At 41.9% G+C, this 22,263-nt stretch carries 17 protein-coding genes and 2 rRNA genes; 4 read left to right on the plus strand and 15 right to left on the minus strand.

All coding sequences use genetic code 11. The features are described from left to right. Positions 1–57 precede the first annotated feature (57 nt). From RCG21_RS22445 to RCG21_RS22490, 10 genes are all read right to left on the minus strand, one after another. Positions 58–2,994: ribosomal RNA gene (locus RCG21_RS22445) — 23S ribosomal RNA — on the minus strand. Positions 2,995–3,184: 190 nt separating this feature from the next. Then, positions 3,185–4,734, minus strand: a 16S ribosomal RNA gene (locus RCG21_RS22450). Together the 16S and 23S rRNA genes form the textbook arrangement of a ribosomal RNA operon. A gap of 440 nt (positions 4,735–5,174) precedes the next feature. Beyond that, positions 5,175–5,399 carry a hypothetical protein gene (locus RCG21_RS22455; RefSeq protein ID WP_133337652.1) on the minus strand — a complete coding sequence of 75 codons (225 nt, stop codon included), beginning with the start codon at positions 5,397–5,399 and terminating at the stop codon, positions 5,175–5,177. A 97-nt stretch (positions 5,400–5,496) separates the two neighbouring features. Further along, positions 5,497–6,831, minus strand: a complete 1,335-nt coding sequence (locus tag RCG21_RS22460; RefSeq protein ID WP_133337654.1) for a flavin monoamine oxidase family protein — start codon at positions 6,829–6,831, stop codon at positions 5,497–5,499. A 24-nt stretch (positions 6,832–6,855) separates the two neighbouring features. Beyond that, the gene (locus tag RCG21_RS22465) at positions 6,856–8,280 is read right to left on the minus strand and encodes an amino acid permease (RefSeq protein ID WP_133337656.1); all 1,425 of its coding nucleotides are present in this window, start codon (positions 8,278–8,280) and stop codon (positions 6,856–6,858) included. Positions 8,281–8,360: 80 nt separating this feature from the next. After that, positions 8,361–9,458 carry an aromatic ring-hydroxylating oxygenase subunit alpha gene (locus tag RCG21_RS22470; protein ID WP_133337658.1) on the minus strand — a complete coding sequence of 366 codons (1,098 nt, stop codon included), beginning with the start codon at positions 9,456–9,458 and terminating at the stop codon, positions 8,361–8,363. 310 nt (positions 9,459–9,768) lie between these two features. Further along, positions 9,769–10,512, minus strand: a complete 744-nt coding sequence (locus RCG21_RS22475) for an amino acid ABC transporter ATP-binding protein (RefSeq protein ID WP_133338056.1) — start codon at positions 10,510–10,512, stop codon at positions 9,769–9,771. A gap of 37 nt (positions 10,513–10,549) precedes the next feature. Continuing rightward, a complete protein-coding gene (locus RCG21_RS22480; RefSeq protein WP_133337660.1) occupies positions 10,550–11,212 on the minus strand; it encodes an amino acid ABC transporter permease in 663 nt (220 codons plus the stop codon). 56 nt (positions 11,213–11,268) lie between these two features. Further along, the gene (locus RCG21_RS22485; protein ID WP_133337662.1) at positions 11,269–12,432 is read right to left on the minus strand and encodes a saccharopine dehydrogenase family protein; all 1,164 of its coding nucleotides are present in this window, start codon (positions 12,430–12,432) and stop codon (positions 11,269–11,271) included. Positions 12,433–12,492: 60 nt separating this feature from the next. Then, positions 12,493–13,293, minus strand: a complete 801-nt coding sequence (locus RCG21_RS22490; protein WP_133337664.1) for a transporter substrate-binding domain-containing protein — start codon at positions 13,291–13,293, stop codon at positions 12,493–12,495. Between the two features lie 237 nt (positions 13,294–13,530). On the opposite strand from RCG21_RS22490, the gene RCG21_RS22495 reads away from it, so the two are divergent. The 3 genes from RCG21_RS22495 (at position 13,531) to RCG21_RS22505 (ending at position 15,611) form a co-directional block, all read left to right on the plus strand. Beyond that, positions 13,531–13,881: a GntR family transcriptional regulator gene (locus RCG21_RS22495; RefSeq protein WP_308913793.1), complete on the plus strand. Its 351-nt coding sequence runs from the start codon at positions 13,531–13,533 to the stop codon at positions 13,879–13,881. A 53-nt stretch (positions 13,882–13,934) separates the two neighbouring features. Then, a complete protein-coding gene (locus RCG21_RS22500; RefSeq protein WP_308914294.1) occupies positions 13,935–14,204 on the plus strand; it encodes an FCD domain-containing protein in 270 nt (89 codons plus the stop codon). A 186-nt stretch (positions 14,205–14,390) separates the two neighbouring features. Next, complete coding sequence (locus RCG21_RS22505) at positions 14,391–15,611, plus strand: CdaR family transcriptional regulator (RefSeq protein ID WP_133337668.1); 1,221 nt, start codon at positions 14,391–14,393, stop codon at positions 15,609–15,611. 465 nt (positions 15,612–16,076) lie between these two features. Here the strand turns inward: RCG21_RS22505 and RCG21_RS22510 are convergent, their stop codons facing one another. Beyond that, positions 16,077–17,243 (minus strand): NAD(P)/FAD-dependent oxidoreductase, encoded by a 1,167-nt coding sequence (locus RCG21_RS22510; RefSeq protein ID WP_133337670.1) that lies wholly within the window; start codon positions 17,241–17,243, stop codon positions 16,077–16,079. Between the two features lie 253 nt (positions 17,244–17,496). Here RCG21_RS22510 and RCG21_RS22515 point away from each other — a divergent pair, with 253 nt between their 5' ends. Continuing rightward, complete coding sequence (locus RCG21_RS22515) at positions 17,497–18,729, plus strand: CdaR family transcriptional regulator (protein WP_133337672.1); 1,233 nt, start codon at positions 17,497–17,499, stop codon at positions 18,727–18,729. A gap of 125 nt (positions 18,730–18,854) precedes the next feature. Here RCG21_RS22515 and RCG21_RS22520 read toward each other — a convergent pair whose 3' ends face one another. From RCG21_RS22520 to RCG21_RS22535, 4 genes are read right to left on the minus strand one after another with little or no spacing between them, the layout of a single operon-like run. After that, positions 18,855–19,562: an ABC transporter ATP-binding protein gene (locus RCG21_RS22520; protein ID WP_133337674.1), complete on the minus strand. Its 708-nt coding sequence runs from the start codon at positions 19,560–19,562 to the stop codon at positions 18,855–18,857. A gap of 2 nt (positions 19,563–19,564) precedes the next feature. After that, positions 19,565–20,329 (minus strand): ABC transporter ATP-binding protein, encoded by a 765-nt coding sequence (locus tag RCG21_RS22525; RefSeq protein WP_133337676.1) that lies wholly within the window; start codon positions 20,327–20,329, stop codon positions 19,565–19,567. Then, the gene (locus tag RCG21_RS22530) at positions 20,326–21,339 is read right to left on the minus strand and encodes a branched-chain amino acid ABC transporter permease (protein WP_133337678.1); all 1,014 of its coding nucleotides are present in this window, start codon (positions 21,337–21,339) and stop codon (positions 20,326–20,328) included. Before RCG21_RS22530 ends, RCG21_RS22525 begins: the two co-directional genes overlap by 4 nt. 13 nt (positions 21,340–21,352) lie before the next feature. Next, a complete protein-coding gene (locus tag RCG21_RS22535) occupies positions 21,353–22,252 on the minus strand; it encodes a branched-chain amino acid ABC transporter permease (RefSeq protein ID WP_026576918.1) in 900 nt (299 codons plus the stop codon). Positions 22,253–22,263: the final 11 nt, after the last annotated feature.

Raw genomic sequence — 22,263 nt, forward strand, 5'->3', positions numbered from 1 at the left:
TGCAGTGCCGGCTCGGAAGCGTTCGTCGAAGTTGAACAGTCGCCTCCGCTTTTCGTTTTGGTTAAGTCCTCGATCGATTAGTATCAGTCAGCTCCACATGTCGCCATGCTTCCACCTCTGACCTATCAACCTGATCATCTTTCAGGGATCTTACTAGCTTGACGCTATGGGAAATCTCATCTTGAGGGGGGCTTCATGCTTAGATGCTTTCAGCACTTATCCCGTCCGCACATAGCTACCCAGCGATGCCTTTGGCAAGACAACTGGTACACCAGCGGTGCGTCCATCCCGGTCCTCTCGTACTAAGGACAGCTCCTCTCAAATTTCCTGCGCCCACGACGGATAGGGACCGAACTGTCTCACGACGTTCTGAACCCAGCTCGCGTACCGCTTTAATGGGCGAACAGCCCAACCCTTGGGACCGACTACAGCCCCAGGATGCGATGAGCCGACATCGAGGTGCCAAACCTCCCCGTCGATGTGGACTCTTGGGGGAGATAAGCCTGTTATCCCCAGGGTAGCTTTTATCCGTTGAGCGATGGCCCTTCCATGCGGAACCACCGGATCACTAAGCCCGACTTTCGTCCCTGCTCGACTTGTAGGTCTCGCAGTCAAGCTCCCTTATGCCTTTACACTCTGCGAATGATTTCCAACCATTCTGAGGGAACCTTTGGGCGCCTCCGTTACTCTTTAGGAGGCGACCGCCCCAGTCAAACTGCCCACCTGACACTGTCTCCCACCCCGATCAGGGGTGCGGGTTAGAATTTCAATACAGCCAGGGTAGTATCCCACCGACGCCTCCACCGAAGCTAGCGCTCCGGCTTCTACGGCTCCTACCTATCCTGTACAAGCTGTACCAAAATTCAATATCAGGCTACAGTAAAGCTCCATGGGGTCTTTCCGTCCTGTCGCGGGTAACCTGCATCTTCACAGGTACTATAATTTCACCGAGTCTCTCGTTGAGACAGTGCCCAGATCGTTACGCCTTTCGTGCGGGTCGGAACTTACCCGACAAGGAATTTCGCTACCTTAGGACCGTTATAGTTACGGCCGCCGTTTACTGGGGCTTCGATTCAGAGCTTCGCTTGCGCTAACCCCTCCTCTTAACCTTCCAGCACCGGGCAGGCGTCAGCCCCTATACTTCGCCTTGCGGCTTCGCAGAGACCTGTGTTTTTGCTAAACAGTCGCCTGGGCCTATTCACTGCGGCTCTTCGAGGCTATTCACCTCAAAGAGCACCCCTTCTCCCGAAGTTACGGGGTCATTTTGCCGAGTTCCTTAACGAGAGTTCTCTCGCTCACCTTAGGATTCTCTCCTCGCCTACCTGTGTCGGTTTGCGGTACGGGCACCTTTTATCTCGCTAGAGGCTTTTCTTGGCAGTGTGGAATCAGGAACTTCGGTACTAAATTTCCCTCGCCGTCACAGCTCAGCCTTCACGAGAAGCGGATTTTCCTACTTCTCAGCCTAACTGCTTGGACGCGCATATCCAATAGCGCGCTTACCCTATCCTCCTGCGTCCCCCCATCACTCAAACGATAAAGAGGTGGTACAGGAATATCAACCTGTTGTCCATCGCCTACGCCTTTCGGCCTCGGCTTAGGTCCCGACTAACCCTGAGCGGACGAGCCTTCCTCAGGAAACCTTAGGCATTCGGTGGATGAGATTCTCACTCATCTTTCGCTACTCATACCGGCATTCTCACTTCTAAGCGCTCCACCAGTCCTTACGGTCTAGCTTCAACGCCCTTAGAACGCTCTCCTACCGCGGACACCTAATGGTGTCCACCCACAGCTTCGGTGATACGTTTAGCCCCGGTACATTTTCGGCGCAGAGTCACTCGACCAGTGAGCTATTACGCACTCTTTAAATGGTGGCTGCTTCTAAGCCAACATCCTGGTTGTCTAAGCAACTCCACATCCTTTTCCACTTAACGTATACTTTGGGACCTTAGCTGGTGGTCTGGGCTGTTTCCCTTTTGACTACGGATCTTATCACTCGCAGTCTGACTCCCACGGATAAGTCATTGGCATTCGGAGTTTGTCTGAATTCGGTAACCCGATGAGGGCCCCTAGTCCAAACAGTGCTCTACCTCCAAGACTCTTACTTCGTGAGGCTAGCCCTAAAGCTATTTCGGAGAGAACCAGCTATCTCCAAGTTCGATTGGAATTTCTCCGCTACCCACACCTCATCCCCGCACTTTTCAACGTGCGTGGGTTCGGGCCTCCATCCAGTGTTACCTGGACTTCACCCTGGACATGGGTAGATCACCTGGTTTCGGGTCTACGACCACATACTAAATTCGCCCTATTCAGACTCGCTTTCGCTGCGGCTCCGTCTCATCAACTTAACCTTGCATGTAATCGTAACTCGCCGGTTCATTCTACAAAAGGCACGCCATCACCCATAAACGGGCTCTGACTACTTGTAGGCACACGGTTTCAGGAACTATTTCACTCCCCTTCCGGGGTGCTTTTCACCTTTCCCTCACGGTACTGGTTCACTATCGGTCACTAGGGAGTATTTAGCCTTGGGAGATGGTCCTCCCTGCTTCCGACCGGATTTCACGTGTCCGGCCGTACTCAGGATCCACTCAGGAGGGAACGAAGTTTCAACTACAGGGTTTTTACCTTCTATGACGGACCTTTCCAGATCGCTTCATCTACCCCGTTCCTTTGTAACTCCATGTTGAGTGTCCTACAACCCCGAAAGGCAAGCCTTTCGGTTTGGGCTGTTCCCGTTTCGCTCGCCGCTACTCAGGGAATCGCGTTTGCTTTCTCTTCCTCCGGGTACTTAGATGTTTCAGTTCCCCGGGTCTGCCTTCATTATCCTATGTATTCAGATAAAGATACTGCTCCATTACGAACAGTGGGTTCCCCCATTCGGAAATCTCCGGATCAAAGCTTACTTACAGCTCCCCGAAGCATATCGGTGTTAGTCCCGTCCTTCATCGGCTCCTAGTGCCAAGGCATTCACCGTGCGCCCTTTCTAACTTAACCTAAAAGGTTTTACTCTAAAATTAGAGAGAAAAACTAAAATGGCGATTACTCGGTTTTTACTTGGTTACTTCTTCTTACGATTATCTAGTTTTCAAAGAACAATGTTTTGAGAGAAAATTGCACTCTCAAAACTAAACAAACAAGAAACGGTCAACATCTTATCAGTCCATAAGGACTGCATTATCCTTAGAAAGGAGGTGATCCAGCCGCACCTTCCGATACGGCTACCTTGTTACGACTTCACCCCAATCATCTGTCCCACCTTAGGCGGCTGGCTCCTTACGGTTACCCCACCGACTTCGGGTGTTACAAACTCTCGTGGTGTGACGGGCGGTGTGTACAAGGCCCGGGAACGTATTCACCGCGGCATGCTGATCCGCGATTACTAGCGATTCCGGCTTCATGTAGGCGAGTTGCAGCCTACAATCCGAACTGAGAATGGTTTTATGGGATTGGCTAAACCTCGCGGTTTCGCAGCCCTTTGTACCATCCATTGTAGCACGTGTGTAGCCCAGGTCATAAGGGGCATGATGATTTGACGTCATCCCCACCTTCCTCCGGTTTGTCACCGGCAGTCACCTTAGAGTGCCCAACTAAATGCTGGCAACTAAGATCAAGGGTTGCGCTCGTTGCGGGACTTAACCCAACATCTCACGACACGAGCTGACGACAACCATGCACCACCTGTCACTCTGTCCCCCGAAGGGGAAAGTCCTATCTCTAGGAGTGTCAGAGGATGTCAAGACCTGGTAAGGTTCTTCGCGTTGCTTCGAATTAAACCACATGCTCCACCGCTTGTGCGGGCCCCCGTCAATTCCTTTGAGTTTCAGCCTTGCGGCCGTACTCCCCAGGCGGAGTGCTTAATGCGTTAGCTGCAGCACTAAAGGGCGGAAACCCTCTAACACTTAGCACTCATCGTTTACGGCGTGGACTACCAGGGTATCTAATCCTGTTTGCTCCCCACGCTTTCGCGCCTCAGCGTCAGTTACAGACCAGAAAGCCGCCTTCGCCACTGGTGTTCCTCCACATCTCTACGCATTTCACCGCTACACGTGGAATTCCGCTTTCCTCTTCTGCACTCAAGTCCCCCAGTTTCCAATGACCCTCCACGGTTGAGCCGTGGGCTTTCACATCAGACTTAAAGGACCGCCTGCGCGCGCTTTACGCCCAATAATTCCGGACAACGCTTGCCACCTACGTATTACCGCGGCTGCTGGCACGTAGTTAGCCGTGGCTTTCTGGTTAGGTACCGTCAAGGTACCGGCAGTTACTCCGATACTTGTTCTTCCCTAACAACAGAGCTTTACGACCCGAAGGCCTTCATCGCTCACGCGGCGTTGCTCCGTCAGACTTTCGTCCATTGCGGAAGATTCCCTACTGCTGCCTCCCGTAGGAGTCTGGGCCGTGTCTCAGTCCCAGTGTGGCCGATCACCCTCTCAGGTCGGCTACGCATCGTCGCCTTGGTGAGCCGTTACCTCACCAACTAGCTAATGCGCCGCGGGCCCATCCGTAAGTGTCAGCCGAAACCGACTTTCAGCTTTTCCTCATGAGAGGAAAAGGATTATCCGGTATTAGCTCCGGTTTCCCGAAGTTATCCCAGTCTTACAGGCAGGTTGCCCACGTGTTACTCACCCGTCCGCCGCTAACCAACAGGAGCAAGCTCCTATTGATTCGCTCGACTTGCATGTATTAGGCACGCCGCCAGCGTTCGTCCTGAGCCAGGATCAAACTCTCCAAGAAAGTTGATATAGCTCATTTGTTACGTTGGCTCATGTTCTCTATATAAAAGAAGAAACATGATTATTATTGTTTGTTGACGTTTTTGTTTGTTTAGTTTTCAAAGAGCAAGTTGACTCATTTTTTAATCAATCGCTCAGAAGCGACTTTATTATTATACTAACATATCATTTAATATGTCAATATCTTTTTTTTGAATGTGTCATCTAAAAACTGTTTGTTTTTCAGCGACTTTTATACTTTAACATCATTATCGCATTTAAGCAAGATAATTTTTCATATTAAAATATCCTGTCACATTAAATAATATTCTTCCATTAATCTATTTGTTTGTTTTACAAGATCTTTTACCCTCTGTCTTAAAAGATGAACTTATTTTAGATTGTTTCTTTTACCTTTTCCTCTAAACCAAACCTCATCCGGGCAATGCAACCCTCTTCCTTTTACCTTTTCCTCCAATCCAAGCCCCATTCGGGCAATGCAACCCTCTTCCTTTTACCTTTTCCTCCAATCCAAGCCCCATTCGGGCAATGCAACCCTCTTCCTTTTACCTTTTCCTCCAATCCAAGCCCCATTCGGGCAATAACAACCCTCTTCCTTTTACCTTTTCCTCCAATCCAAGCCCCATTCGGGCAATGCAACCCTCTTCCTTTTACCTTTTCCTGCAAACAAAACCTCATCCGGGCAATGCAACCCTCAAACAAATGAACCCAATCACAGCAAAAAAATACACGGGCCAAAGAACCCGTGTATTTCTTTCGAATATTATTTCATTTCATACATTTGATTAGGTACCTTTTCTCGCGTAAGATGTTTATGCACCTTTCTCCCCGTGGTAATCCCGCTCTCAATCGCCCCATCAATAAAGCCAGCCCAGCCATTTGCATAAGTGGTACCGGCCAAAAACACATTATTTTCCGGCGTATTCCATTCCTTATGATAGGTGGTCAACTGGTTCGGCTTTAACATCGGCCAGGTTTCCCTGGAAAACTCATCATTTACCCAATCATGACCGGTACTTTCTAGCACCTCAATATCCGGAATCCAATGCCTTAATGCTGACTCCACCCCAGCCCTGTCAGTTGGGCTAAGCATTGCCGCGCTTGGTCCAAACCCTACCACAATCGTATCTTCACCCGAATACCGATCCACGTGAACCGAATTTAACGGATAACTGCCTGGGGCGAGAGCATCAAATGGGTCGTACTTCCCTTTTACGAGCGCCCATACTTTAACCCCTTTCGCAGTTTGCCCTTCCTTAGATGAAGCTTGTTTTTCGCAAGAAAGTGCCGGTACAAATTCAATATCCTGAAGTGTTGAAAGCGGGACGGTGACAATGATTGCTTTTCCCGTAAAAGAAGAACCATCAAATGTCGTAACTTCAACAGAACCTTCATCATGCTCGATTTTTTTTACAACGGTTGATAGCTTGATTTCAGCGTCAGCATCTTCTGCAATAGACTCCACCAAAGCCTTTGTCCCCTTTTTCAACCGGTAACTCGATACCATAGCACTATGGGTTTCCCAATTTCCGCGTGAAAAAATCCACCAACGGAAAATTTGAGTTACTGCTCCTTCTTCAGGTGCACCGCAGTAGTCAGAGGCCACCCAACCGTGTAAAATATCATATTCCTCTTGCGTTAGGCCAAAATCCTTCATAAATTGGGCTGCAGTAACCCCATCAAGCTTTCTAAAATCAGGTGAATGTAAAGGTTCAAATGGCAGAGGCATATATTTCATGCTCTCGCTCATTAACCTTTCAACCGTGTTCTTGAGCTTATTTTTAAATTCAGATACTGGAGCAGAATGCATCTTCCCCTCAGCAATCCAATAGACCTTTTCCGTTTTTGGACCAGTAGCTAGTTCCAGGCCATAGCGGGTAATTTCTGTCCAAACATGCGGCTGATGCCAATGGACGTAAGTTCCTCCCATTTCAAGCTCCGAACCTAGACGGGTGTCCACCCATGTCCTGCCGCCAAGACGATCGCGAGCCTCTAAAATCAGGACACGATGTCCTAATTGCCGTAACTCCCTTGCAGCGGTAACCCCCGAAAATCCACCGCCGATAATGATCACATCATAATCTTTTTCATTTACCATTCATCTTTCCTCCCATTCCAATCGTTAAATCTCTTCCGTCTCAATCGCAATCGCTTTGGTTTCCTGATGAATTGGCAGCGTGATATTTCTTCGTTTGAACCAAAGGTAATAATATAAGTAGCAGGCAGCAATAAACCCAAATCCCCAATATAACGATGCACGTTGTGTTGGATCAAAGGCCATAAAGCCGAAAATGAACAAACACATAATAATACAGAGAATCGGGATAAAGGGATAGAATCGAACCTTATATTTCAAATCTTCCACTTTACCGCCATTTTTAATGTATTGTCTTCGAAATCCCATTTGGGCAACCGCTATCGCTAACCACGTCAGCGTTCCACCGATTCCACTGACAGCCAATAGAACAACAAATAATGTATCAGCAGCCACAACACTAGTAAGAAGTGATAGTAACGCAAAAATTAAGGTTACTAATAAGGCGTTAAAAGGAATTCCGCGTTTGTTAATTTTGCCAAGTGCTTTCGGGGCCATCCCATTTTCCGCTAAAGAAAACATCACACGCGTACAAGCAAACAGGCCGGTATTTCCAACGGAAAGAATCGCGGTTAAAATTACAAAATTCATAATGTCTGCTGCATAGGGAATCCCTACCATATCAAAAACAGTAACGAACGGACTTTCTAGTACACCGGCCTTTTTCCATGGAACAAGAGCTGATAAAACAAACATCGCTAATACATAGAAAATTAAGATACGGAAAACGATATTGCGGATCGCCCGTGGAATATTTTTTTCCGGCTCTTCCGTTTCCCCTGCTGCCACTCCCATAATTTCCGAGCCCTGAAAGGCATAAATTACACTCATCATGGAAACGAAAACACCAACCATACCGGCAGGGAACAAGCCATCACCTAGAAAATGTGTAAAATATGGGGTGGATTCATGTTTCAGACTTATTCCTCCGAACATAGCTCCTAACCCAACAAGAATGAACATAATTACAGCTAAAACCTTAATGCCCGCAAACCAATACTCTGTTTCGGCGAAGGTTCTTGTCGTAAGAGAGTTAATAGAAAAGAGAAGGACAATAAAGATTGCACACCAAATCCAAACCGGAACATCTGGAAACCATCGCTTCATTAGCACACCGGCCGCTGTAAATTCAAGCCCTACATACATGGCCCAGCTCAGCCAATAGACCCAGCCGACCACAAACCCGGTAGCAGGTCCAATAAATTTTGTCGCATGGGCTTGAAAAGACCCGGATACTGGCATAACAACGGATAATTCCCCTAAACAAACCATGACTAAATACATGAGAAGGCCGCCGACTAAATAGGCTAGGATCGCTCCTAATGGACCAGCCTCACCGATTGCGTACCCAGACCCTAGAAACAGGCCCGTTCCAATAATCCCTCCTAAAGACATCATAAACAAATGCCTGCTCTTCATTGCCCGTTTCAATTCTACTTTGTTATTTTCCATTATCTCACCTATCTTCCACAATTGGTTTATATTAAGGAAGCGCTTACACACAGGTGATGATTAAGAGATATTTCTATCTCTTAAAAGGTCTTGGATGGATCTGCAGTTTGCAGCGGCAAAACTGTTTCTAAATCCCTTTGCAGCAGTAAATGGAATTGATGAACTAAATTTTCAGTAAGAGAAAATCTTCCTTGGGTATAGGCCCCGGTCTCGATCCCTTTCTGCACCACTTCACAAATATCTAAATCCTCTTTTCTCACCAATTGATCCATCGCCATTAGTTCTTCTTCTTCCTCCGTAATTTCATCGGTCATGAAAAAAGTAGTATAAACATACTTAGTAGTTTTATGATCGATTGGGATCGATTGGTGGATTGATAGATTTGCAGGACCAGGATCGAAAGAGAACCAAGTATTTGGATAGAGCCAATAATATCTGCCCCCTTGACCAAGTCCAAAGTCACTATTTTTACCTTTTAACGGGGTGCCTTGGTAAGAATAGTATTCTAGCATCTCCATCTCGTATAATTTCATATCAAGCTTAGAAACTAAAGTTTTATGAACAATCGAGCAGTGGTCGCATTCAAGGTAATTATCAATCCCAATTTTCCAGTTCGATTTACAAATCGTTTCTTTTACGCGAATTTTCTTGAGTTTGCTCAGATCATATTTTTCTACATGTTTAAACAGATCCGGAAATTGAGATACCATGGAAGGAGCATCGGGGTCTAAATTGACAAAAATAAAAGATTGGATGATTTCTAGTTGGATTGTTTTTAAACAAAAATCCTGGTAGTCAAAATGTTCACAACCGCCCATATTTGGCGCTCTTAACAGAGAGCCGTCTGTCCGAAATGTCCATGCATGATAGGGGCAGGTAAAGACTTGTTTATTCCCCTCCCCTTCTGCTAACTTTGCCGCACGATGTGTGCAGACATTATAGAAGGCATGAATTTCACCATCCTGTCCGCAGCTTACAATAATCGGGCGGTCTGCCACTTCAGTGGTAAAATAATCACCTGGCTTAGTTACTTGACTAATATGACCAACGTATTGCCAGGTTTTACAAAAGATTTCTCTTTTCTCTACTTCAAGAACTTCAGGCTTGGTGTAGAGCCATGAGGGCAATGTATGGGCTTCACTAAGATTTTCACTTACTCTTACTTCTTTATTGTTCATGCACATAACCTCCTTTTACCTTTTTCAACATAGGGTAATTGTAAATTAAAAATATTCTGAATCATATGTACAGTTTAACTAAAAAAACAGAAATAGAGAAATCACTTTTTGTCTTTTTTCACTAAAATTAACTAAAAAATACGGAAAATTATGTGCTTCCTGTGCAATCTTTCCAAAGAATCCGGCTGCTTTTTCTTCATTTTCATGGAAAATACACAGTTGATTTTCTTAAACCAGATGGGAACTTCAAAAATTTCACTTAATAAAAAATTGCAGTCCTACGATTGTAGAACTGCAGTTTTTTCTATTTTTATATTACCTTCATAAGGAATCTTTTTGTTCTTTCTTCCTTTGGATGGTTGAAAACTTCTTCTGAAGATCCTTGCTCGACAATGACTCCCCCATCCATAAAAATGACACGATCAGCAACCTCTCTGGCAAATTGCATTTCATGTGTTACGACAACCATTGTCATCCCCTCTTGCGCTAAATCCTTCATGACCTGTAGTACCTCTCTAACTAGTTCTGGATCCAATGCAGAAGTAGGTTCGTCGAAAAGAATCACCATCGGTTTCATGGAGAGTGCCCTCGCTATTGCCACGCGTTGTTGTTGCCCACCTGATAGCTGAGAAGGATAATGGTTACACCGTTCTCCTAAACCTACTTTTTCAAGAAGGGTCTGAGCGAATTTTCTTGCTTCCTCACGCTGAACGCCTTGTACGACAATTGGTCCTTCCATCACATTTTCAATGGCTGTTTTATGTGGGAAAAGATTAAATTGTTGAAAAACAAATCCTGTGCTTTGCCGTAACGACCTGATTTCATTTTTCCGTTTTCGAGTAAGCTTTTCACCTGCTGGTAACATATGCTTGCCAATTTTAATAATCCCTTCGGTAGGTTCTTCTAAAAATGTAAGGCACCGCAATAGTGTTGACTTTCCCGATCCACTTGGTCCCATTAGAACAACCACTTCACTTTTATTTATCGAAAGATCAATTCCATGAAGAACTTCAAGATCGCCAAACTTCTTTTTAAGGTTTTGTAACTGGATGATACTCATTACTCCTCTCCTTCCTGCAAAGCTTTTTATTTCAATTGCCAAGTGTTATATGCTGAGATGAACGTTTTTCAAGTTTGTCTAATAAGTTTGAGAAAAAGGCTATAATGATCCAATACAGCACGGCTGCCAATAAATAAATGGTTAATGGTTCAAAGGTTTTCGCGATGAGTAATGATGACATCTGCAATAATTCTGTAACGGTAATAACGGAGATCAAGGATGTATCTTTAATTAAAATGATAAAGGTGTTTGACATAGTTGGAATCGCAATTCGAAGGCTTTGAGGCAAGATAATTCTTTTTAGGGCCTGACCATACGTCATACCCAATGAAACCGATGCTTCCATTTGACCCTTATCGATAGATAATATGGAAGCACGAAAAGATTCCGACAAGTACGCTCCTGCATTTAAACTCAACGCAAGGATTCCGGAGGGGATCGGTTCCATTTCGATACCAATTTGCGGCAGACCATAATAAATGACGAATACCTGTACAAGTAATGGAGTTCCACGGAAAATGGAAACATAAAAGGCAGCCAATTTGGCCAAAGGTTTTAGGTTAGATATCCTTGCCAATGCTGTGAAAAATCCAAGGACGAGAGCGATTAGAATGGAAACGACAGCTAAAAAAATCGTCATTAATGTCGCATGTAATAATGCTGGCAGGGATTCTATTATTATTGAAAGATCCATGAATTTTCCTCCAGTCTAACAAACATCGATCTATGAAACTGCAAAATTATGGATGATTATCGATTCGATACTAGAACCTCTTTTCGAAACGAAATGTCAATTCCTAAAGCTTTTAATTCTTCCATAAATGGGGTAAAGCGATCCCCGATGATCACATTTTCAACGGGAACAATTCCTACTTCATTTATTTTTTTAGCAGCAATCCAATTGGCAAGTAACATTGCCGGGAGTGCGGTCGTTTTAGCCATAGAAGTTATATTACGTTCATGATCATAAAAATCGACCATTTCCCATGTATATTTCACTTGCTGTCCAGCTTTTAGACCGCTAACCTCTACTCTTAATACCGTAATATCCTCTTTTGACTCTCCCTTCATATTCGGAACCAATATTTTCTCTGTAAAGGCACGTGGACTTGAATAATTCCCATTCACTTCAATTGGCTCCTCATCAAAAAAGCCTAATTCTTTTAAAGTATCCATTTTCCCCCAGTGTCCTTCATATCGAACGGTTTTTTCATATAATTTTTTCACTTTATCTTTTAGTGTATAGGCCGTACTATGCGCATCCGTAATGACGGCTTCACAAGCCCCAACAGGTTCTGGGAAAGTCATTTTTTCTAATCCTGAAAGAGGAGGAAATTCTTTAAGCTTCCCGTTTTCAGCTGCCTTTGCCGGTCTTGTATAGAGTCCAAGCACACTCTCAAGTCGGAAAACCACCTGGTACCATAATGGAGGTTTTGGGAATCTAGGAATTCCACCGCAAACCATCACAGCTTCATCAGCCTCATCAAGCATTTCGATTCCTTGTGCTGCCAAAAAGTTTGTAATACCCGGTGCAACCCCACACCCTGGCATAATAATGACACCTGCTCCTTTGGCTTGTTCATCCAATTCTAACTTTTCCTCAATTTTAGAACCGACTAAGTCTACGAGATGACATTTTGCTGAAATTGCCGCCTTAATAGCTGGTAAACTTAATGAATGTGGTAGACATGCAACAGCAACATCTGCATTTAGTAACACGCTTTTGATTTCTTCAATCGTTCCTAAAGAAGTACATTTCCCAATCACTTTCGAGTTATTGGCAATTTCTAAACATTTATTCACACTATCTTGATTTGCATCGACTGCCGTTACCGATTCAATATTTGAAAACTTCACCAGTTCACTCACTACTGTTGTTCCAATCATTCCTGTTCCTAAAACGACTGCCCGCATCCTTTCTACCTCCTATTAATCTTTTAATTCATCACATATTAATTTCCAAAACCCAATCATTTATTTTTCTAATGGCTCTGTACCAAACCACTTTTTGTAGATTTGGTTGTATGTTCCATCCTTCTTCATATCAGCTAGGGTAGTATTCACTTTCTCAACAAAATCTCCATTTTCTTTTTTTACTGCCATCCCAATTTCATCTTTATTTAGAATATCGCTTGTGATTTTAATTGGTAAATTCTTTTCTTTAATGTTGTAACTCATTAATAATTGGTCATTGATAATGACGTCCAATCTTTTGTTCGCTAAATCCGCAATATAGTCATTTACGGATTTATATAACTTTACATTCGCTCCATCCACACTTTTTGCGACTTCCTCAAACGTTGTTCCCCCACCTACTCCAACGTTTTTCCCTTTAATATCTTCTAGCTTTGTAATATTATTGGTATCCTTTCTAGTGACTAAGACTGAACCCGTAACCACATAAGGATTGGTGAAATCAACACTCTTTTTACGTTCCTCGGTTACAGACATTTGGCCGATAATAATATCGAATTTATCCGATTTTAACCCGCCAAGAAGACTATCCCACTTTGTAGCGACGAACTCTGTCTTTACACCTAGACGTTTAGCGATTTCGTTCGAGATGTCTACATCGAAACCATCATATTTTTGATCATCATTTAAAAAATTGAACGGTGGATAGGTTCCTTCAAATCCTACTTTTAATACCTTTGATTTTTCTACCCGGTCCAAAACACTAGTTTTACCATTCCCACTCGCTTCCTTCCCGCTACAGGCTGATAGAACACCGATGATCAATAATCCAATAATCGTAAATAACAAACCTTTTTTCATTCAAACTCCCCCTCGGTATTTTACCTAATTAATAAAGCGCTTTCACAAAAAAAGAATTGCTCCTCCTCTTTCAATAAAAAATGTCGTTCCAAATTGTCGTCCCAAATTGTAGTACAATTAATTAAAGTGTATACTCTACTTATATAGTTGTCAATATTTTTTGAATATTTTAAATATTGCTATATTGCTATAAAATAATTGGTTTGATAAAATAAAACAGAGTAGGTGAAAAGTCATATGAAAGAAATAACCGTTGAGAAACATGTATATGACCAAATAAGAGCTGCAATATTAGGTCGTCAGTTGGCGCCAGGTAAGCAATTAGTGGAGCATAATATTTCGAATACTTTAGGCGTAAGTCGCACCCCTATCCGGAATGCGATTAAAAAGTTATCACTCGAAGGATTAGTAGATTTGATTCCAAATCGCGGCGCATTTGTAACCAGTCCTTCTAAAGAAGAGGTTATTCAGGCATATGAATTACGTGCAAAATTGGAATTTTTAGCAGTACAGAAATCAATGTTGGTTATGAATGAAAATGATTATCTTAGTATTCAGAAGATCATAGAGGATGAAAAAAGAGTCTAAAGAATCGTCATTCAGAGGAGTTTGTAAACGCCAATAAAGCTTTTCATATCGCTATCACCCAAAAATGCAATAATAAATTTTTAAATGAATTTATTGAGAGACTAATCAACCAAACAAATATTTATCTTATGCTTTTTGATGAATTTTTTTCAAACCCAGGACAAGAACCTTATAGTCCAGATGAACATCGCTATATATTAGAATTAATCCAAAATAAAGATGAAGCCAATTTAAAAATGGCCCTAGAAAATCATTTTAAGCACTCTATAACAAGTATTGATATCCGTTATAACGGATATAAAGACCTAGATGAAATTTTTTAAATATACCATTCCCATCCGCTGCCAATTATGGTTGCGGATTTTTTTAAAGAATAAAATTTTATATTTTCCAAATAAAATGTACATTCAATGCAAAAATGGTAAAATTATAGAGAAATTTTGTTTTGTCATTAATGTGTTATCAAAAATTCACCTCTTTTTGTTGGCTGATTGAAAGGAGTTTAAGATATGAAAATCCTCGAACACATAGCCCAGGATATTGTTGAAAAAACGAGTGAAATATTACAATATCCGATCAGTATCACGGACAAAGAAGGAATCATTATTGGTTCAACAGATAAAAACCGAATTGGGCTCTTCCATCAGCCTTCCCTGGAGGTCATTAGAAAAAATAGGGTGGTCAATTGTAAAAATGAAATCGAAAAGAGAATTCTTCCAGGCGTCTCGACCCCATTGAAATTTAACAATAAAGTGATTGGCGTTCTGGGGATTGTCGGGGATCCAAAAGAAGTTAAAAAATATGTCCAGCTTGTTAAAAATCAAGTAGAAATGATGTGTCAAGAAGCCTTTCGAAAGGAAATGGTGGATTTAAAGGAAAAAATGGTCGAAATGTTTGTCCACCAACTCATTCATTATCGGGAATCTATGAATGAGATCAATGAACAAATTCTTCAATCGGCTAAATTACTTGAATTTGACTTACATACTAACCGGGTTTGTCTGTTAATCGATCTCGATAATTTTTCCGAAAAGATTTCCGCGAAGAAAGGAACAGACGATTTTTATGAAAGCTTTCCAATGCAATATTTCCAAAAAGAGCTTTTAAGCTTTTTCCAATTAATTTTTCAAGAAAATAATGATGATATGATTTCCTTTCTAAGTCTGGAGCGTTTAATCGTCATAAAGGCACTTCCCTATCCACGCTCGTTTTCGGCTTTAGTGGAAGGTTTGCCAAATAAACTGGAAAAAATCAATACGTTTCTTGCGAAAAAATATGGTGTGACGGCTGGTATTTCAGCCGGAAATATCAGCAGTACTCTGAGTGGTATTGCCGAATCCTACCATAATGCTGTAAAAGCCATGTCGATCGGAAAGCAATTCAACCGGGATTCGGGAATTCATATTTATAATGAGCAGGAAATGCTCTGGAGGCTTCTACCGAAAGAACTGACATCGGAATATAAGGAAAAGCTTGTACAATTCATTGCCCCTTTGATCAAACAGGATAATTACGAGATTTTATCCTCTACCTTTATCGGTTTTTGCCAATATAATATGAATTTAAGTGAGGCATCTAGGAACCTATTTATCCACCGAAACACGATTATCTATCGGCTTGAAAAAATTAGTGAAATTACCTCTCTCAATACGAGCAGCTTTGAGCATTGTATGCTCCTTTATACAGCAATTCAATGCTATGAGGAATCTAGAATGGAACCTGTACACTAACAGGTTCTTTTTACTTTTTTTACTGTGTTAAACTGGGTGTTGGTCTAGACTCTAGGCGCTTCACTCTCCGTTGCAAAAAACTATGGTGAAATTACAAAAAACTCGGATGATTATCTTGTGCTTTTTGTCCGTAAATCCACTTTAGGTATACTTTCTGCTCCTTTTTCTGCCTTTACGGTCATCTTCATCCGCTTTCGGTTACCTCTTGGCTTCTTTTTCTGCTCTAACGGTCACCCAGAATCGTGGGTTGGATATTATTTAGGCTAATAAAGAATCCCCACCGATTAGCCCGTGACAAATTGACCTTTTTTATGCGAAAATCCGACTCTTTTATTTCTGGACCCATATAATGTTCCCCAATCGACCGATTTAGTTTTTTTATCATCAAAATTCAATCCTCTCCTTATAAAAAAACATAGCTCCAGAAGGAAAAATCTCACCTTCAAAAGCTATGTCATTACTCTTTTAATAAATCGCATCCTCAATAATTAATTGATTTTCAGCAAATCGTTCTACCCTTAGTGGAGATAAATCCAAGGTTTCATATTTACCCATGCGAATCAATTCGGAAAGACATTTTCCAACAGCGGGTGCCTGCTGCATCCCATGTCCGCTAAAGCCGAAAGCAACAAAATACCCCTGCATCGATGGATATTTCCCTAAAATAGCATTATGGTCTTCGGTGTTAAAATCATAAAGCCCGGACCAACCTCTTTCGATTTTTGCATTCTCAAAATTTTTAATTCGATTGGCCAGCACCGGCCATATGTTTTCAACAAATGCCGATCTTCTCCATTTAAAATCAATTCCAGGTTCAATTTCCTCGGCATACCCGGAAATAAACTTCTCACCTTCATGTCGGAAATATACTCCTGTTGGGTCCATGGTTAACGGAAGATAGTTTTGCAGTGGTGTTTCAATATCAAACTGAAAAATTTGTCTTGGAAGGGGTACAACCGGGAGAGGCAGACCAGCTTTTTCACTCAAAAGAGACGCCCAGGCACCGGCACAATTGACGACAACCGGTGAAAGAAATTCACGTCCATCCGCGAGCCTAACCCCTTTTATGTGATCCTGGTCGGTTATAAGACTATCTACAGCGTCATAAATATACTCCGCTCCTAATCTTTTAGCATTTCGAATATACCCCTGCATGACAGAGTAAGGGTCCAAATACCCACTCTCTGAACAAAAGAGGCCCCCGGCTAAATCTTCTGTATTTAGTTCTGGAATAATCTTCATCAGGTCATTTGTATCGAGCAACTGCGAATTGATCCCGTTTTCATTTTGCAGTTTTAAATGCCTTTCGAATTTTGGCATCATTTCATCTGTTGCTAAAAATAAATAGCCTCTCTGTTTAAAGTCGATTTCCATTTCTTCTCCGTCGATGGCCATCGATTTTGAAAAATCTTTATAGATTTGAAGACTATATTTACTAAGCTGCATATTCACCACCGTCGTATAAAGCTGTCTAAAACCACCCGCACTCCTTGGAGTAGAAGCATATTCGTATAAACCATCTTTCTCAAAAAGGACTACCCTGCCATGAAAACCATCCTGTAATAAATGATACGCGATACTTGAACCAATGACTCCACCACCAATAATGATAATATCTGCTCGATTTGACATGGAAACTCCTGCCCTTCTTTTATATTATTTAACAGCTGGGATAGAAATCGCGTCGGGATCGAAAAAGCACTCGCCAATGGAAGTTTCACCCTATATTACTACTGTACTCATTTCGTAACTCTTAATCTATGTGCATTTTTTACGGTAAATTGAATAGTTAGAATTGTTTTAATAGTCAATTTTAACAAGGAATTTTCACTCCATAGCTAGAATGTATTAATCTAGGATTTTATTCATTTAAAGGAGTGGTAAAATGGCTTTCTTAGAGGATATATCCCAAACGATTGTGGAGAATACCTCCAGAATCATTGGATATCCAATCAGTATTACCGATGATAAGGGATATATTATTGGGTCAAATGACGAAAACCGTTTAGGCAGTTTTCATCAGGCATCAATCGATGTTTTAAAAAGGAAGGAAACGATTTGTTACGAGTATGATGAAGTAAAGGAACTTAATAATGTTCTACCAGGTGTAGCTGCCCCCATCATTATTAATCAAGAAACCGTCGGTGTGTTAGGGATTGTTGGAAATCCGGCAGAAGTGAAAAAATATGCTCAGCTTGTGAAGAGTCATGTGGAATTGCTGTGCCATGAATACTTAAAAAAGGAAATTCGCATTCTCGAATCTAAATCATTGGATCATTTAGTTCATAATCTCCTAAGTTCAGATACGATCGAAGACATGAGCCAAATCATCCGCTTTGGAAAAATGCTTGGTTACAATCTGGATAAAGAGTTCAAACGCGTCTGCCTCATTATCGAAATGGATATGCTGTCAGAGCAATTTACTGGAACACACCCGAAAATCCCCAATACGTTTTCATGGCAATTTTTACAGGATAATATGATGGATATACTGCGGCACTATTTAATAGATAATAAAGAGGATATCCTTTCCTTATTGACATTAGATCAATTTATTTTAATAAAAGCAATCGATGCAGCCGAGTCCTCTGAATGTTTTAACAAACAATTAGAACACAAAATTAGCCGGATGAGTGAATATATTCAATCGAAATATCAATTTAATGCAAGAATTTCGATTGGAAGCATGAAAAAAGGGATTAACGGAATTAAAGAATCCTATGAAGAATCACTTAAAACGTTAATTGCCGGTAAAAAAACAACTATTTTTCCTGAGGTTTACTATTATAATGATTTGAATATTATTCTTGAACTAATTGGAACAGATTTACCTCCTTACATAGCGGAACGACTTTCCGATAAACTGACCTGTTTTTATCAACATGTTAATTTTCCTACCCTATCTAGTACCTTTATTACCTACTGCAAATGTAATATGAATATTAGTGAAACTGCCCGGAGCCTATTTCTCCACCGAAATTCCTTAGTTTATCGTCTAGAAAAAATTAGTGAATTGACCTCTTTAGATATTACGAACTTCGAACATTGTCTACTGTTATATTTTGCAATAAAAAACTCCAAACTAGAAAACACACCAGCCCATTCATTCATACTTTAAAATGTTAAAGGAACCACATATATCATCTACCTAAATAAACAGGGGATATCCCAAGAATCATCATGGGATACCCCCTGTTTGTGCAAATGAAAAGTGATGTGTCTATTGCCAATCTTCTTTCCTGTTTATCCACCAAGGTAAATTTTCTCGATCACTTTGTCTTGGATTAAATTTTCAGTTTCATCTTCTCGAACAATTTCCCCCAATTCCATCACATATGCTCGTTTTGTTAATCGTAGTGCAGCTCGGGCATTCTGTTCTACAAGGAGAATCGTCGTTCCGGTTTCATTGATTTTTTTAATGGTATCAAAAATTGTCCTCACAATAATGGGTGCAAGGCCCATCGACGGTTCATCCAACAGCAGCAGCTTTGGCTTCCCCATCATCGCCCTTCCCATTGCAAGCATTTGTTGTTCCCCTCCCGAGAGGGTTCCGGATAACTGTTTTCTCCGATCAAATAACCTCGGAAATAACTCATACACCTCTTTTAGCCCATCATGTAAATGGTCTCTTGCACAATAGCTTCCAAGCTGAAGGTTTTCCTCAACTGTCATAGTGGAAAAAACGCGTCTTCCCTCCGGTACATGGATCAAGCCCTTTTTTACAATCTCATGGGCATTTCTTTTATGAATGGGCTCACCATTATAATGGATGCTCCCGCATTTAGGCCGGATCAGTCCTGAAATGGTCCGAAGCGTCGTAGATTTACCTGCACCGTTGACACCAAGCAAGGCGACAATTTCCCCTTGGTTAACCTGAAGCGATATATTTTTGAGTGCAGGAACTTTTCCATAGGAAACTGAAACATTTTGGATTTCAAGTACCGTTGACATTTCTATCCCTCTTCACCTAAGTATGATTCAATTACACGTGGATCCTTTTGAATATCTTCTGGAAGACCCTCAACAAGCATTTCCCCATAATGAAGGACAATAATCCAATCTGATACTTCCATGATGAGCTGCATATCATGTTCGATGATGACCACAGTTGTACCGCTGTCCCGGATTGAATAGATTAGTTCCTTTAGTTCATTTTTTTCACTATGGTTCATTCCAGCTGCAGGTTCATCCAAAAGAAGGATTGCCGGATTGGTCGCCAGCGCCCTTGCGATTTCCAATTTTCGCTGCTCCCCATATGAAAGATCAGACGCCCGAATCGTTTCTTTATCCTCTAAACCAACAAATGAAAGAAGACGTTTCACCTCTTCTCGAACCCACTCCTCCTCTTTTTTACTTTTACGCGGATTAAAAAGAGTGGAGAGAACATTACTTTTTGTTCGAATATGAAGTCCTGACATGACATTCTCTTCTACCGTCAAGGTCTTAAATAATCGGATTGACTGGAAGGTTCGGGCGATTCCTTTTTGAACAATTTTGTCTGGAGAAAACCCTTTAAAAGGCTGTCCCTTAAATAAAACTGTACCTGAGCTTAGGTTTACAAACCCTGTCAAGCAATTGAACACCGTGCTTTTACCTGCCCCATTTGGTCCAATTAAAGATACTATTTTTCCTTCCTGCACTTCAAAATTCAGATTGGAAACAGCATGTAAGCCGCCAAATTTTACTCCTAGTCCTTGAGCCGAAAGTAATACACTCAAACGAAATCTTTCCCTTCCTGTGTATTGACTAAATCAAGCAAGCCTTCCTCTTCTTCTTTTCCTTTTTTCTTCGGTTTATTATATTTAACCCCCATCAGTCCCTGTGGACGGAAGATCATGAGGACTAGAAGTGCAGCCGCGTATATGACCAATCGCCATTCGTCAAAGGAGCGAAGAAACTCTGGAAGGGCTATGAGGATAAAGGCACCAAGCAGAACACCCGTATTTCTTCCCCGGCCTCCTAATATCACGACCATCAAAATATTGACAGACTGCATAAACGTAAAGCTTTCTGGATTAATCACAGACATCTTTACAGCGTAAAATGAACCGGCAACTCCTCCACAAATGGCCCCAAGCAAATAAGCAAGCAGTTTATAGCGTACAAGATTCACTCCAATCGCCTGTGCTGCCGACTCATCCTCCCTGATAAACATCCACGCCCTGCCAACTCTTGATTTGCCCAACTTGCTTGCTACGATCAAAATAAGGATGAGCAACACAAAACCTAGGTAATAAAGATCCGTTTTTGTAGCAAATTGAAAGGCTCCGATGGAAGGCTTAGGAATGGCATAAATTCCGTTTGGTCCACCGGTCCAACTCAAATTGGTTGCTGTAATCCGGATAATTTCACCGAAACCTAAAGTTACGATCGCGAGATAATCACTGCGAAGCCGTAATGTTGGGGCTCCAATAATCAAACCTAAAATCCCCGAAACAATCCCCGCTGCAATCAACGAAATCCAGAACGATACATGGAAATTTACCATTAATAATGCTGTTACATAAGCCCCTGAAGCATAGAATGCGGAATATCCCAGATCAAGTAGACCACAGTATCCAACGACAATATTTAGTCCAATTCCGAGCATTCCGTAGATGAATATTCCTGTCATGACATCCATAATGTATGGATCTGGATAAACGATTGGAATGAGCACTGAGCAGACTACCATAATTAGAAAGATAGGAGAAATGGACTTTGTTAAAGTAGAGAGTTTTTTTCCCATTACCTTACATCACCTACAACTTTTCTGCTTGTGGCTCTCCGAGAAGGCCAGTCGGCTTAAATACCAATACCAAAATTAAGATTACAAAAGCAAATACATCTTTCCAGGCAGGAGAAAAATATCCTGCACCAAGTGTTTCCAGTATTCCGAGCAAGAAGCCTCCGAGGACAGCTCCAGGGATATTCCCAATCCCGCCAAGAACTGCAGCAGTAAAGGCTTTAATTCCCATTAAGAATCCCATCATAAAACTTATTTGACCATAATAGCCGCCCATCATCACTCCAGCTGCACTCGCCAAGGCAGAACCAATAAAAAAAGTGATGGCAACAATGAAGCGAACGTTTATACCCATTAACTGGGATGCATCTTGATCGAGTGAAACGGCACGCATCGCTCTTCCTAAAAAGGTTTTCTTGATAAAAAGCTGCAAAATGATCATAAAAATAATACTGATTAGAAGCATGCCAACCTGTGTGTAAGAGATCTTTACAGAGCTATTGAAAATGGCCCCCCCAGCCGAGAGGTGGGGGTAAACCTTAAAACTTGGGCCGTAAAAAACCATAACTAGATTTTGAAGCAATAATGAAACCGCAAGGGCTGATATCATGATCGAGAGGCGAGGTGCATTTAATAGTGGTACATAGGCAATGCGATTGATTAATACACCGACTAATCCTGTGACGAACATCGAAACAATCATCGCAAGTATAAAACTTCCAACCCCGGAAGATGTTAACGAGCCAAACAGTCCGAGAATGCTTAGGCCCAGAAAGGATCCAACCATGTAAACATCGCCGTGGGCGAAGTTAATCAGCCGGATAATACCAAAAACCATCGTGTATCCCAAGGCAAGTAATGCATAAAAGTTGCCAATCGTAAGACCGTTGATTAATTGCTGTAAAAACTCTTCCAATTTAGGAACCT

It is taken from the genome of Bacillus salipaludis (assembly GCF_030938565.1).
Lineage (GTDB): Bacteria > Bacillota > Bacilli > Bacillales > Cytobacillaceae > Neobacillus > Neobacillus salipaludis_A.

Coding starts and splice junctions, on each gene's coding strand:
- RCG21_RS22480 (WP_133337660.1), bottom strand. CDS start 11,212: ATGGATCTTTCAATAATAATAGAATCCCTGCCAGCATTATTACATGCG.
- RCG21_RS22460 (WP_133337654.1), bottom strand. CDS start 6,831: ATGGTAAATGAAAAAGATTATGATGTGATCATTATCGGCGGTGGATTT.
- RCG21_RS22495 (WP_308913793.1), top strand. CDS start 13,531: ATGAAAGAAATAACCGTTGAGAAACATGTATATGACCAAATAAGAGCT.
- RCG21_RS22465 (WP_133337656.1), bottom strand. CDS start 8,280: ATGGAAAATAACAAAGTAGAATTGAAACGGGCAATGAAGAGCAGGCAT.
- RCG21_RS22520 (WP_133337674.1), bottom strand. CDS start 19,562: ATGTCAACGGTACTTGAAATCCAAAATGTTTCAGTTTCCTATGGAAAA.
- RCG21_RS22515 (WP_133337672.1), top strand. CDS start 17,497: ATGGCTTTCTTAGAGGATATATCCCAAACGATTGTGGAGAATACCTCC.
- RCG21_RS22505 (WP_133337668.1), top strand. CDS start 14,391: ATGAAAATCCTCGAACACATAGCCCAGGATATTGTTGAAAAAACGAGT.
- RCG21_RS22470 (WP_133337658.1), bottom strand. CDS start 9,458: ATGAACAATAAAGAAGTAAGAGTAAGTGAAAATCTTAGTGAAGCCCAT.
- RCG21_RS22485 (WP_133337662.1), bottom strand. CDS start 12,432: ATGCGGGCAGTCGTTTTAGGAACAGGAATGATTGGAACAACAGTAGTG.
- RCG21_RS22530 (WP_133337678.1), bottom strand. CDS start 21,339: ATGGGAAAAAAACTCTCTACTTTAACAAAGTCCATTTCTCCTATCTTT.
- RCG21_RS22490 (WP_133337664.1), bottom strand. CDS start 13,293: ATGAAAAAAGGTTTGTTATTTACGATTATTGGATTATTGATCATCGGT.
- RCG21_RS22510 (WP_133337670.1), bottom strand. CDS start 17,243: ATGTCAAATCGAGCAGATATTATCATTATTGGTGGTGGAGTCATTGGT.